Here is a 13,410-nt window from a genome sequence, read left to right as displayed (position 1 = left end):
ACCGGGCCCCGGAGCCGATTGTCAGACCCCGCCCGTAGAGTCGAGGACGACTGGTACGACGGCACGGGCGGGAGGTGGCAGGACGGATGACGAGCGCAGCGGCCGCGGTGGCCGAGCGCACGGAGGGTTACCGGGAGGCGCGGGCCGGGGACCCGGCCTGGGTGCGCCTCGCGTGTGTCTACCTGCCCGCGCCCCTGCCCCGCGACGGCCGCCTCGCCTTCTGGGACCCCGCGGGCGACCCGCTGCCCCCCGCCCCCGAGGGCGCGGCCGAGGAGCTGACGGTCGTCCGCCGGCACGGCGCCGGAGCGCGCCGCCGTCAGGTGCCCGCGCTGACCCTGCCGCTCGCCGGGGCCCTGCCCCTGCTGGTGCGCGCCCGCCGCGATCCGGCCGCCCACCCGGCCACCGCCGCCTGGGGCGCCGCCGCCCTGCACGCGCTGCGGCTCGTCGCCCGCGGCCGGCTGCTGCCCGGCCTGACCCCGGCCGGCCACGACGCCTGGCGGGCCGGCCCGCTGGAGCCCGACGACCTCGCCCACCTGCGCGCGATCGCCGCCGCCCTGCCCCCCGAGGGCCACGCCGTGCCCCTCCCCGGCCCCGGCGCGCTGCGGCTGCCCGAGCCCGAGGCCCTCGTCCGCTCCTTCCTCGACGCGGTCGCCGACACCCTGCCGCGCACCCCCGCCGCCCCCCACGCCTCCGGCCGCCCCTTCGCCGACCGGGCACCCCAGAGCCTGCCCGCCGCCCAAGAGTGGGCGGCCGAGGTCGCCGCCGGGATGGACGCGGGCGTCCGCGTCTCGCTGCGCCTGGACCTGTCGGCGTACGACGTCTTCGACACCGGCACCAGCGAGGGCGCCCGCGCCGCCGGAGCCGCCGTCGTGCAGGTCCACAGCCTCGCCGACCCCACGCTGGTGGCCGACGCGGCGGCCCTGTGGGCAGGCGAGGCCGACCCGGCGTTCGGGCCCCGCGCGCGCGTGGACGCCGCCCTCGCCGTCCGCCGCGCCGCCCGGGTGTGGCCGCCGCTGGACCGCCTCGCCGAGCAGGACGTGCCCGACGTCCTCGCCCTGTCCGGGGACGAGCTGAGCGATCTGCTCGGCGTCGCGGCGAACCGGCTGGCCGCCGCCGGGGTCGCCGTGCACTGGCCCCGGGACCTCGCCAGCGACCTGACCGCCACCGCCGTGATCCGCCCCGCCCCCGGCTCCGCCACCGACGGCACCGGCTTCTTCGACAGCGCCGAACTGCTCGGCTTCCGCTGGCAGCTGGCGCTCGGCGGCGAACCCCTCGGCGAGGCCGAGATGGACGCCCTCGCCGAGGCCCACCGCCCGGTCGTACGGCTCCGGGACCGCTGGGTACTGGTCGACCCCGCGCTGGTCCGCAAGGCCCGCAAACGGGAACTGGGCCTGCTCGACCCGGTCGACGCCCTGTCCGTCGCCCTCACCGGCACCGCCGAGGTGGACGGCGAGACCGTCGAGGCCGTCCCCGTCGGCGCGCTGGCCGCCCTGCGCGACCGGCTCACCGCCGGCCTCGGCCCCGCCACCGCACCCCCCGGCCTGAACGCCACCCTGCGCGACTACCAGCTGCGCGGGCTGGCCTGGCTCGACCTGATGACCTCCCTCGGCCTCGGCGGCTGCCTCGCCGACGACATGGGCCTCGGCAAGACCGTCACCCTCATCGCCCTGCACCTGAAACGGGCCCGCCCCGAACCGACCCTCGTCGTCTGCCCCGCCTCCCTCCTCGGCAACTGGCAGCGGGAGATCACCCGGTTCGCGCCCGGCGTCCCGGTCCGCCGCTTCCACGGTCAGGACCGCACCCTGGACGGCGTCGACGGCGGCTTCGTCCTCACCACCTACGGCACGATGCGCTCCGCCGCCGCCCACCTCGCCGGACAGCCCTGGGGCATGGTCGTCGCCGACGAGGCGCAGCACGTGAAGAACCCGTACTCGGCCACCGCCAAGGCCCTGCGCACCATCCCGGCCCCCGCGCGCGTGGCGCTCACCGGCACCCCGGTGGAGAACAACCTCTCCGAACTGTGGGCCCTGCTCGACTGGACCACCCCCGGACTGCTCGGCCCGCTGAAGTCCTTCCGCGCCCGGCACGCCCGCGCCGTGGAGAGCGGCGAGGACACGGAGGCGGCCGAGCGCCTGTCCCGGCTGGTCCGGCCCTTCCTCCTGCGCCGCAAGAAGTCCGACCCGGGCATCGTGCCGGAGCTGCCGCCCAAGACCGAGACGGACCACCCGGTCCCGCTCACCCGGGAACAGGCCGCGCTGTACGAGGCGGTGGTGCGCGAATCGATGCTGGCCATCGAGACCGCCGAGGGCATGGCACGGCGGGGACTGGTGCTGAAGCTGCTGGGCGCGCTCAAGCAGATCTGCGACCACCCGGCGCTGTATCTGAAGGAGCGGCCGGACCCCGAGCGGCTGGCCGCCCGCTCCGGCAAACTCGCCCTGCTCGACGAACTGCTGGACACCCTGCTCGCCGAGGACGGCTCGGCGTTGGTCTTCACCCAGTACGTCGGCATGGCCCGGCTGCTCACCGCCCATCTGTCCGCCCGCGCGATCCCGGTCGACCTGCTGCACGGCGGCACGCCGGTACCGGAGCGGGAGCGCATGGTCGACCGCTTCCAGAGCGGCGAGATCCCGGTCCTGGTCCTGTCCCTGAAGGCCGCCGGCACCGGCCTGAACCTCACCCGCGCGGGCCATGTCGTCCACTTCGACCGCTGGTGGAACCCGGCGGTCGAGGAACAGGCCACCGACCGCGCCTACCGCATCGGCCAGACCCAGCCCGTCCAGGTCCACCGCCTGGTCACCGAGGGCACGGTGGAGGACCGCATCGCCGAGATGCTCGCCGCCAAGCGCGCCCTGGCCGACGCCATCCTCGGCTCCGGCGAGGCGGCCCTGACCGAGCTGACGGACCGCGAACTGTCCGACCTCGTCTCCCTGCGGAGGACGCCATGACGCCCCCCGGTCACCCCCACCCCGCCGACGCGGCCCGCCGCGCCCTGCGGGAGGCCCGCCGACGGGTACACCTGGCACGGGAGGGCACGGCACCGGGTCCGGCAGCGGCGCAGGACACGGTTGAGCCGGTAGCGGGGGAGGACACGGCTGAGGAGGAGCGCGCGGGGTCGGGTTCGGTGGAAGGCGGCCCGGGGAGTGCCGGTTCCGCGCCTACGGACGCCCCGGAGGGGGGCGACCTGGTGCGGGAGACCGAGCCGGACGACGCCGGCGCGGGTGCGCGTGCTGCCGATCGGGACGGCGCCGGCGCCGGTGGGCGTGCGGCCGGCCCGGACGACGCCGGGCCCGGTGCACGGAGCGGAGGCGGCGTCGGCCGGCGGCCCGGTGATGTGGCCCGGGAGGCGCTGCGGGCGGCGCGGCGGGAAGCGGCGCGCGCGGAGGCGGCGGAGGCCGAGGCCGCCGGGGCGCGGCGCGAGCGGCGGGTGCCCGGGCCGGCCCGTTCCGCCGCGTCGCGCACCACGCCCCGCTCCGGGGAGGCGGCGGGTACCACCCGGACCAAGGCCGTACAGGACATGCGGCACTACCTGGCGACCGCCTTCCGGATGCCCTCCTGGACCGAACCCACCGACGGCGACCCGGAGGACACCGCTCCCGCCGCCACCCCGCCCGCCGACCCGGCCCCGGTGACGCCGGAGTCGGCGGAGGCCGGTGGTTCGGCGGAAACCGGCCGCGCGGCGGAGGCCGGTGGTTCGGCGGAAGCCGACCGCTCCCCGGAAACCGGCCGCTCGGCGGAGGCCGGTCGTCCCGCCGAGACCGCACCGGCGGCGGATGCGGTGGCGCGGTCGTACCTCGGGGCCGGGACCATGGGGACTCCCCACCGCGACGGTGAACTCCGCCGTACGTTCCCGGCGTTCCCCGCCCGGGAGGGTGGCGGTGCCGGGGAATCGTTCGCCGGAACCTGGTGGGGCAACGCCTGGGTCGGCGCGCTGGAGCGGGGTGCGCTGGACGCCAAGCGGCTGGCACGCGGCCGGGGTTACGCCGACCAGGGCCAGGTGGACGCCATCACCGTCACACCGGGACTGGTGCTGGCGTACGTGCGGGGCAGCCGCCCCCGGCCGTACCGGGTGCAGGTGCGGGTGCGGACCCTGGAGGACGCGGACTGGGAGCGGTTCCTGGACACCGCCGCCGACCGGCCGGGGCACATCGCGGCGCTGCTCGACAAGGAGCTGCCCCAGTCGCTGGCCGACTGCGGTGTGCCGCTGCTGCCCGGCCCCGGCGACCTCGTTCCGCGCTGCAGCTGCCCGGATGACGGTCACCCCTGCAAGCACGCCGCCGCCCTGTGCTATCAGACGGCCCGTCTGCTCGACGCCGATCCCTTCGTACTCCTCCTGCTGCGTGGCCGGGGCGAGAAGGAGCTGCTCGACGCGCTGTCCCGGCGCAGTGCGGCCCGCGCGGCCCGAGACGCGAGCGAACGGCAGCCGCGGACCCTGCCGGGCGTCCGGGCCGCCGACGCCCTGGCGCCCCGCCGGCTCCCGCCGCTGCCACCGCCGTTGCCGGTGCCGCCGCACCCCGAGCAGCCCCCTGTGTACCCCTCGGCGCCCGGCGGCCCGGATCCCTTCGCGCTGGACCAGCTGGCGACCGACGCCGCCGCCCGCGCCCACGCGCTGCTCGCCACCGGGCACGATCCGGTCGGTGAGCTGTCCCTGTGGCAGGACGCGGTGCGCCTGGCCGCGGCGCGTCCCGGGTCCGGGCTGACCGCGGCCACCCGCACGCTGTACGCCACGCTCGCCGACGCCACCGGCCGTACGCCGGCCGATCTCGCGCGAGCCGTCGCGGCCTGGCGGCAGGGCGGGGAGGCGGGGCTGGCCGTCCTGGAGGAGCCGTGGGACCCGCCGGCCGGCCGTTTCGACCGGGCCCGCCCGCTGCTGCTCGCCGCCGACCTGCCGGCGTTCCGCCCCCGGCGCAACCGCCTCACCCATCCGCGCGGTCATGTCCAGTTGCGGCTGGGGCGCGACGGACTCTGGTACGCCTACGAGTCGGAGCCCGGCCGGGAGGACTGGTGGCCCCGCGGCACCCCGGACTCCGACCCGGTGGGCGCCCTGACCGGCCTCGCCCTACCCGACGACCTCTGACCCCGCCCCACCCCGAACCCCGGCACAACGACCCCGGCCCCCGTCCGCCGGGTCGTTCCTGACTCCGGCCCGCCGGGCGTTCCTTGACCCCGACCGCCCGAATCCCTGCCGTGAGGCCCTGTGCCTGGTCTACGGGTTGGTTTCTGATTCCGGCCTGCCGGGCGCCCCTTGACTCCGACCACCCATATCCCTGCCGCGAGTCCCCGCGCCCGGTCTCCGGGGTGGTTCCTGACTCCCGCCCGCCGGGCGGCCGTTGACCCCGACCGCCCGAATCCCTGTCGCGACGCCCTCTGCCCGGCCTGCCGAGTCGTTCCTGATCCGGACCCGCCGGAACACTCCCGACCTCGCCCCCCCGGCGACCAGGCGGAACACCCCGGCCCCGCCCCCCGGCGACCAGCCAGCACACCCCCTGCCCCGGCCCGCCAGCCCGGCCCAACCGGGGTCCGCCGGACGGCTCCTGACCAAACCGCCCGACGGACTCTCGGTTCCGTCCGCATGAAGCTCGCCACGCCGGTGCTCGGTCCGGCCGGCGGCGCCGGCGCGCGGGACGTCGTAGCCGGATGTCGTAGCCGGGATCCGATCCCGTGGGGACCGGGCGGCATCCGAGGTCAGGCCGTGGCCGGGTGGGTCGTCACCGCGCACTCGAAGACGAGCGCGTCGTGCTGCTCGACGGTCACGCGGACGCGGCCGTCGGCGGCTGTCTCGGCCGCGACCCAGGCGGGGGCGTCCAGCTCCGCGTACCGGTGGAAGGCCGCGTCCAGGCCCGTGGCGAGGAGCGGCGCCGGGCCGAGGTGGTGCTGGGCCGCCTGGCGGGCCGCCTCCAGGAGCAGCATGCCGGGAGCATGGTCGTTCGGGTGGTCGAAGATGATCGGGTGCAGGGTGTTCACCCGCAGCTGCCAGCGGCCGTCGGCGGCGCGGGGCGAGAGCACCACGTCGTGCGGGCGGTCCCGGCCGACGAGCCCGGGCTGGAGTGACGGCGGCAGTTCGACGGCCGCCGCCATGGCCCGCTCGGCGTCCGCGTAGGCCCCGCGCAGCCGCCGGTACAGCGCCCTGCTGTGCGAACTGAACGAGGTCGACGCCGTACCGAGGTGCTGCCCCTCGCGGGTGGCGGTCACCTCCATCCGCATCCCGCGCAGCACACCGGCCCGCCGTTCGATGTCCGAGCAGCGGATGCTCAGTTCCACGTCGGCCGGGGTGAGCCCGGCGCGCAGCGCGGCCGGGTCCAGGGCGACGTGGAGATCACGCCATATCTGCTTGTGGTCCATGGGCGCGCCGAAGACCGCGTGGGACAGCAGCGGCACCGTCTGCCGCAGTGTCTCGCTGAACAGCAGCGGGTCGTGGAAGCCTTCGGCGGGCCCGTAGAAGGTGTGGGCCCGCGGCCACTGGGCCGTGACCGTGCAGGTGTCCGGGTCCGTCTGCCGCCAGCCGGTGAGGAAGACCTCGGTGACCACCGAGCGGTGGACGTATTCCTTGGGGACGGTTGTCGTCAATGTGGTCAGTCCGACGGGTGTGGTGGGCAGGGCGGCCTGGAAGTCCGTGATCATACTGTCGATGGGCGCAAACGTAGTCATCTTGCCTCTCCCCCTGGGCAGTCGAGGACGGAGTGCTACCGGAACGCAGGTCGAGCCGTGAACGGGTCTGAGTGCGGCGCGGGTTGAACCGAGCGGTGTGCGATCGGCGCCACTGTACGGACTGACCGGTTTTTTTTCCAGCCTTCCCCGGCTCTTCCGGTCGGCGGCCACCGGGCCTGTCCGGGCGGGCGCGAGCGCGTCGGGCAACTCGCCGCCGGGCGTGGCGGACGAGGGCGGACACTCGTCTGCGCACGTGCTGCCTCCGACGTCAACTCTGCTGGTTCCGACGGGAATTGCCGGCGATCCCGGACGTCCGCGCGTGGCCGTCCGGCCCGTTCCGCGCGCCCGTGCGGACGCCCGGAACCGGGTCCGGCCAGCGTACTCGGGGCCAGCCGCGCGTGACCCACCGGTGTGACGAGCGGGACACAGTCCGTGGACGTCGCGTCCCGGGACACGAGACGCCGGAACATGATCCATGGACTATCGCCGGAACCCGTGTGAAGATCTCAACCGGTCGTCAGGTTTACTCGATTCGCTGTCCACGCGAAGCGCCGGCGGATCGAGGGAGGAGAGATGAATCCATGACCGAGCAGCTCGGAAAGCTCCGCATGGCCGCGCTCAACATCGACGGAGTCCTGCTGAACGACACGTTCAGCCCCGTCATCCACCACTTCGTCACGAGCCGGGGCGGCACCTACTCCGCCGACCTGGAGCGCCGGATCTTCTCCCAGCCGCAGGCTGTCGCGGGCGCGATCCTCGCGGAGGTGTGCGGCATGCGGACCTCCCCGATGGAGACGATCGACGTCTACTTCGAGGAGCGGGCGCGCTTCCTCGCGGACCACCCGGTCCGCGTCCTCGACGGCGCGGCGGACCTGCTGCGCAGACTCCGCGCCCTGGGGCTGCGGACCGTCTGCTACGGCGGGCTGGACGCCTCCCACTTCGAGCGCTTCCTGGGGCACCTGACCGACCTGTTCGACGAGCCCCGGTACGTGTGCACCAACGACATCCGTCCCGGCCTGTACGAGATCGCCGTGGACATCTCCGGACTCGCCTGCGACGAGGTGCTGTTCGTGGACGACGTGGCCCGGGTCGCCGAGGCCGCCCGCGAGCTGGGCGCCCCGTTCATCGGGCACCCCAGCGACTTCGAGCACGGCTACCAGCGGCAGCTCATGGCGGAGACCGGTGCGCGGCACATCGTCGGCTCCCTCGACGAGATCGACGAGGCGCTGCTGCGTACGATCGACGCGGAGGCGCGGGCCGGCACCCTCTGGGCCGGTGCGCCTGGAAAGGCGGTGGCGTGACTTCGGAAGGCGGACTGCTGGCCGGCAAGGTCCTGCTGGTCACCGGGGCGAGCAGCGGCATCGGCGCGGCGACGGCCCGGGTGGGCGCGCGCAACGGCGCCACACTGGTGCTGATGGCCCGCCGGCTGCACCGACTGGACGAGCTGGCGGCCGAGTTGCGGGACAAGGGCGCCGAAGTCGCCTGCGCCGGCGGGGACGTGACCAGCGCCGAGGACGTGGAGCGGGCGGTACGGCTCGCCGTCGACCGGTACGGCAGGCTCGACGCCGCGTTCAACAACGCCGGTACGACGACCGAGCCGGCGTTGCTGCACGAGACGGACGACGCCGACTACGACGCGGTGCTCGACGTGAACGTCCGTGGCGTCTGGCTCTGCATGAAGCACGAGATCAGGGCCATGCTCGCGCACGGGACGGGCGGCGCGATCGTCAACAACAGCAGCATCGCCGGGGTCCGCGCGACCTCGCAGGGGGCGCCCTATGTGGCCGCCAAGCACGCCGTGCTCGGCCTGACCAAGTCGGCCGCCGCGCAGTACGCGGCGCACGGCATCCGGGTGAACGCGCTCGCCACCGGACTGACCCGGTCGGAGATGTCCGAGGGCGTCTTCGCCCGTGACCCGGCGGCCGAGGAGCGCATGCGCCGCCGCAACCCGCAGGGGAGAGTGGCCGATCCGGAGGAGGTGGGTCAGGCCGCGGTGTGGCTGTGCAGCGACCAGGCCAGCTTCGTCACCGGTGCCACCATGGCGGTGGACGGCGGCGCCGGAGCCTGGTGAGTCCCGGCGTTCGGTCAAGGACGGACAGGGTCGGCAGATTGGTAAAGTACCAATCATCTGGTTTCTTTTGTCTCCCGGCCCGCACCCCGCAGGCCGGGATCAGGCATCCGCGTCAGCTCGGAGGGGGTGGCGTGGCGCGGACGAGAGGACGAACACATGGCACAGCAGTTGCGCGCGATCCGGACCCGTGGCGCCATCCTGAACGCGGCGGCGGAGGTCTTCGCGCAGCACGGCTACCACGGTGCCAGCATCGCGCAGATTCTCGACAAGGCCCAGGTCACGCGAGGGGCCCTGTACTTCCACTTCGCTTCCAAGGAGCAGTTGGTCCAGGGCATCTTCGCCGAGCAGGTGACGGAACAGGGGTATCCGCCGCGTACCTACAAGCTCCAGGAACTCGTCGACGAGGCCATGGCGCTGGCCTGTCGGCTGCCGCAGGAGATCATGCTGCGGGCCGGCGCCAAGCTGGCGATGGAGCCGCAGCTCCAGGAACTGACCGACGGCGGCCCCTGGGAGGCGTGGGCGCTGCGCTTCGCCTCCATGGTGCTCGCGGCCAAGGAGCACGGCGAGGTCTACCCGCACGTGGTGCCCGAGGAGCTGGGCCGCTTCCTGGTCAGCTCGTGGGTCGGCGCCCAGATAGTCTCCGAGGTGACGTCCGGGTGGCAGGACCTGGAAGAGCGCATCTCCTCCATCTTCGCCTACACGCTGCCCAGCGTCGCGATGCCCGCGATCTTCGCGCAGCTCGACTTCGGACGGGACCGCGGGACCCGGGTGCTCGCCGAGATGCAGGCGGAGGCCGCCGCGGCGCTGGTGGCGGAACCGGCGAGCTGACCCCAACGGGCCGCTCGGGCACGGACTCCCGTACGGGGTGAGCCGAGGCCCCCACGCCGGCCGAGCACCGGCCGAGCCAGGGTTTCCGTGCCGGGCGCGCACCGGCCGACTTCGGTACCCGATCGGGCCGGCTCCGGTGTCCGACGCGGCCGGCGGATGTACCGGCCCCCGCGGATGTACCGGCCCCCGCCGGTCGCCATCGGCATGGACGCCCACCCGATGACGACCGGCTGTCGTCTCACCCCACGGGCCGCAACCAGCCCCCCTTGTCAAGGGGACGTCGGCGTGAGCGGATCGGAGAAGGCCGGCGAGGCCAGCGCGGGGAGCAGCAGTTCCCAGGCGTCGGTCAGCCAGGTCTCCCGGTCGCGGTCCGCGGGAACCGCCTCCTGATGGAGTGCGAGGGCCAGCGCCAGGTCCACGACGGACTCCACGCCGGCGCCGGGCCGCAGGCTCCCCTCCTTCCGCGCGCGCAGCACCGCCTGCCGGAGGACCGCGCGCCAGGCGAGCCGGCAGTCCATGGCCGGTCCCGAGGCGGCTCCGCGCTCCCTGGCCAGTCTGAGTCCGGCCCGGGTCAGCGGGTCGGTCGCCAGCCGTTCGGCCAGTCCGCGCACCATGCCGCCCAGCGCCCGCAGGGCCGGGACCCCGGGATCGTCCAGGGCCTTCAGCTCGGCGCGGGAGCGCTCGCAGGACACGTACTGCACGGCGTCCGCGAGCGCCGACTTACTGCTGAAGTGGAACGAGAGCGCGCCCTTGCTCACCGCCGCGCGGTCGCTGACCGTCGCCAGCGTGGTGCCCTCGTAGCCGTCGCGGTCGAATATCTGGGCCGCGGCCAGAAGCAGGGCGTTGCGGGTCTCCTCGGCTCTCACTTGCCTCATGCGGCGGACCCTTTTCGCAGCATATCCACCGTAACTCCGTTCGATGATCACTTGGTGACGGTCAGTCGTAACAGGACGGATATCCAGCTTGCCGTCGCATTCTGGCATGCCCATGCCTTAGGGTCCCGACGGTGCGTCGACCGGTCGCATACCCCGCCCGTGCCGATGAAAGCGCAGTTCACATGGGTGGTCCCAGTGCGTGCGGCGTTCTGGGGACTTGATTGTCCAACGACGAAACTCGTCCTGTAAACCGAACCCCCGGTTTGTATTGTGGCTCAACTCTGCTCCCGGCGGGCCCATTTGGCGGGAATCGCCTGATCCGGGGCCCTCACCGTCACAGGGTTCGCGGGGGCGGGCGGCGGACCGGCCGTGGGGGAGCACGGCCGAGCGGCATGCCGGCACCTCGGAACAGTCCAGGATGCGGGGCTGGGCGAACCCGGGGCTGCGGGGCGCGGAAGTGGTCTCCTAGGCCGCCACCGTCGAGCGGTACGGGCGGGCGCACGGTATCACCGAACCGACCGAGTCGGCCTTGGACTTGGCGCAATTGCCGCACCCGCGCCGCCGGGCCGCCGGGACGCTCGCCTTCACGGCATAGGGGTGGCCGGGGCGCCCGGACGGATCGCGGGAGTGCGGGCCGGGGTCCCCCGGCACGGTCCGGTCGCGCGGGCCCCGTCCCGGCGCGGCGAGCCGGTAGCGCCTCGCTCCGCCGGCCTCGGCGGACCCTGAGGCGGAACGCGGTCCCGGACTCGTACCGGTGCGGCCGGCGCCGGAAATTCCCCGGCTTCGGCCGGCCGGCCGCCGTACAGTCGACGCATGCTCGATGAGGACGGATACTTCGGGGAGTCCGTGGCCGCGTCGTACGACGAGTCGTCGGCGGAGATGTTCGATCCGCGGGTCGTGGAGCCCGCCGTGGAGCTGCTGGCGGGGCTGGCCGGGGACGGCGGGCGGGCGCTGGAGTTCGGGGTCGGGACGGGGCGGATCGCCCTGCCGCTCGCGGCGCGCGGGATCGAGGTGCACGGCATCGACCTGTCCCGGGCGATGGTCGCGCGGCTGCGGGCCAAGCCCGGCGGGGACCGCATCGGCGTCACCATCGGGGACTTCGCGACCGCGCAGGTCGAGGGCACCTTCTCGGTCGCCTGCCTCGTCTACAACACGATCATGAATCTGACCTCGCAGGACGCCCAGGTGGACTGCTTCCGCAACGCCGCCCGCCATCTGGAGCCCGGCGGCTGTTTCGTCGTAGAGGTGGGCGTGCCCGACCTGCGGCGGCTGCCGCCCGGGCAGAACGCCGTGCCGTTCCGGGTGGGCGAGGGGCGGCTCGGGTTCGACGTGTACGACGTGGCCCGCCAGTCCGTCACCTCGCACCACGTCTCCGTCCGGGACGGCCGCGGCGAACACCTGGCCATCCCGTTCCGCTATGTCTGGCCCGCCGAGCTGGACCTCATGGCCCGGCTGGCCGGGATGCGGCTGCGGGCGCGGTGGGACGGGTGGACGCGGGAGCCGTTCACCGGCGACAGCCGGCAGCACGTGTCCGTGTGGGAGAAGGCCGCGGACTGAGGCGGCCGGTGCCCCCGGGTCAGGGGAGCACGGCCGCCGGACGGGAGGAGCGGAGGCCGGCCGGGACCGGCGCTCCTCCCCGGACGTCCGGGCGCGTAACCGCCCTGCCCCGACGGGACGGGGAGAGCCCCGGCCCCCCGACCGGGGCTCCGCTCAGTGGGTGAAGGTCAGGCGCGGCACCGCGTTGCGCGCCAGGGCGTGGGCCTGGGCGGGCCACCAGGTGCCGGCGGGCGGGTCGACGATGCCGTACTCGGGGTCGATCGTGCCGCCGGTGCCGCGCGTGCAGCTGCCGTCGGACTCACCGGGGACCTTGATCCACAGGTAGGCGTCGGCGAGCGGGACGCCGGTGTCGGCGGTGGGGCGCGGGCCGAGTCCCCGGCCGGGCGCGTTGCACCAGGGTTCGGGGTCGCCGCTGTACTTGCCCGGCTCCGGTGTCCAGGCTCCGCGGCCGTTGCGGCTGGTGTCGATGACGAAGTGGCTCAGTGCGCCGGCCGGCGGGGTGCCCGTGTTCTGGTCGTACCAGGCGTCGGTCCACCGCCAGGTGGCGGGGTCGGCGGAGGAGACGCTGTTGCCGGGGGTGCCGTCGTTCGGGGCGGCGGGCGAGTAGTACTGGCTGGCGCACCAGTCGGCGTGGCCGCGAGCCCAGTCGGGGCCCTCGGTGGCGAACCACATGCACTTGGCCACCCAGGTGCCGTACCGGGCGTTGTGGTCGGTGGGGTGCATGTTGGACACGTTCAACGAGAAGCCGTCGGCCTGGCGGACCCCGGCGTCCAGCAGCCGCTGGGCCATGTCGCCGACGGCCCGCCACTGGACGTTGCCGGCGTCCAGGTAGACGGCGGTACGGGGCCTGGCCTTCAGGGTCTTGACGGCGTAGGCGAGGTCGGCGACGCGCGTGGCCGTGAGTTCACCGGTCGGGTCGGTGTCCGGTCCGCAGTCCCGGGGCAGCAGGGCCAGGCCGTCGGGCTCCACGACGACCACCGCCCCCCGGTCGCCGATCCCGGCGGCGAAGGCGTCGATCCACTGCCGGTAGGCGGCGGAGGAGGCGGCTCCGCCGCTGGAGTACTGGGAGCAGTCCCGGCCCGGGACGTTGTACGCGACCAGCACGGGCGTCCGGTGCGCGGCGCCGGCCCGGCGGACCAGCTTGCCCACCTTGGCCCGCACCTCGTCGGGCGTGCCCTCGGTGAACCACGTGGCCTGCGGCTGGGCGGCGAGCCTGGCCATGTTCGCGGCGTTCTCCAGGTCGCCGTTCCGGAAGTCCACGAGGGCCTGTTCGGCGGCCTTGCTGTGCGGGTCGGCGTAGAACCGCGTGGCCGGGGTGAGTTCGCCCCGCGCCGGTGCCGCCTCCGCCCGCGTGGCGGTGAGCGCCGCGCAGGCGGCGAGCGCGGCGAGGACGGCTGCCGTGCCGCGTCTCAGGCTGCGTGCTGTCATGAACTG

At 74.6% G+C, this 13,410-nt stretch carries 9 protein-coding genes; 6 read left to right on the top strand and 3 right to left on the bottom strand.

Features of this window, described 5'->3' with window-relative positions; translation table 11 throughout:
* The first annotated feature begins 86 nt into the window (after positions 1 to 86).
* Positions 87 to 2,945 carry a DEAD/DEAH box helicase gene (locus tag IH25_RS0129175; RefSeq protein ID WP_030617130.1) on the top strand — a complete coding sequence of 953 codons (2,859 nt, stop codon included), beginning with the start codon at positions 87 to 89 and terminating at the stop codon, positions 2,943 to 2,945.
* On the top strand, positions 2,942 to 5,074 hold the full coding sequence (locus tag IH25_RS42575; protein WP_030617128.1) for an SWIM zinc finger family protein: 2,133 nt from the start codon (positions 2,942 to 2,944) through the stop codon (positions 5,072 to 5,074). The genes IH25_RS0129175 and IH25_RS42575 overlap by 4 nt, the downstream gene beginning before the upstream one ends.
* Positions 5,075 to 5,682: 608 nt before the next feature.
* Here IH25_RS42575 and IH25_RS0129165 read toward each other — a convergent pair.
* On the bottom strand, positions 5,683 to 6,645 hold the full coding sequence (locus IH25_RS0129165) for a ScbA/BarX family gamma-butyrolactone biosynthesis protein (RefSeq protein WP_051754180.1): 963 nt from the start codon (positions 6,643 to 6,645) through the stop codon (positions 5,683 to 5,685).
* Positions 6,646 to 7,226: 581 nt separating this feature from the next.
* On the opposite strand from IH25_RS0129165, the gene IH25_RS0129160 reads away from it, so the two are divergent.
* The 3 genes from IH25_RS0129160 to IH25_RS0129150 all read left to right on the top strand — a co-directional run bounded on the left by IH25_RS0129160 (position 7,227) and on the right by IH25_RS0129150 (position 9,544).
* Positions 7,227 to 7,946: an HAD family hydrolase gene (locus tag IH25_RS0129160; protein WP_030617125.1), complete on the top strand. Its 720-nt coding sequence runs from the start codon at positions 7,227 to 7,229 to the stop codon at positions 7,944 to 7,946.
* Positions 7,943 to 8,716, top strand: a complete 774-nt coding sequence (locus tag IH25_RS0129155; RefSeq protein WP_030617122.1) for an SDR family NAD(P)-dependent oxidoreductase — start codon at positions 7,943 to 7,945, stop codon at positions 8,714 to 8,716. Before IH25_RS0129160 ends, IH25_RS0129155 begins: the two co-directional genes overlap by 4 nt.
* 156 nt (positions 8,717 to 8,872) lie before the next feature.
* A complete protein-coding gene (locus tag IH25_RS0129150) occupies positions 8,873 to 9,544 on the top strand; it encodes a ScbR family autoregulator-binding transcription factor (protein WP_030617120.1) in 672 nt (223 codons plus the stop codon).
* A gap of 269 nt (positions 9,545 to 9,813) precedes the next feature.
* Here the strand turns inward: IH25_RS0129150 and IH25_RS38690 are convergent, their stop codons facing one another.
* Positions 9,814 to 10,419: a TetR/AcrR family transcriptional regulator gene (locus tag IH25_RS38690; RefSeq protein WP_157847036.1), complete on the bottom strand. Its 606-nt coding sequence runs from the start codon at positions 10,417 to 10,419 to the stop codon at positions 9,814 to 9,816.
* A gap of 813 nt (positions 10,420 to 11,232) precedes the next feature.
* Here IH25_RS38690 and IH25_RS0129140 point away from each other — a divergent pair.
* Entirely contained in the window at positions 11,233 to 11,976 is a 744-nt protein-coding gene (locus IH25_RS0129140) for a class I SAM-dependent DNA methyltransferase (RefSeq protein WP_030617116.1), read from the top strand.
* Between the two features lie 153 nt (positions 11,977 to 12,129).
* On the opposite strand, the gene IH25_RS0129135 is transcribed toward IH25_RS0129140, so the two are convergent.
* Positions 12,130 to 13,404, bottom strand: coding sequence for a glycoside hydrolase family 6 protein (locus IH25_RS0129135; protein WP_030617113.1), 1,275 nt, complete (start codon positions 13,402 to 13,404; stop codon positions 12,130 to 12,132).
* Between the last annotated feature and the right edge of the window lie 6 nt (positions 13,405 to 13,410).

This window comes from Streptomyces achromogenes subsp. achromogenes, from assembly GCF_000720835.1.
Taxonomy (GTDB): Bacteria; Actinomycetota; Actinomycetes; order Streptomycetales; family Streptomycetaceae; genus Streptomyces; species Streptomyces achromogenes.
Note: the sequence above shows the minus strand (reverse complement) of the source record. Positions and strands in the feature narration are given on the sequence as shown.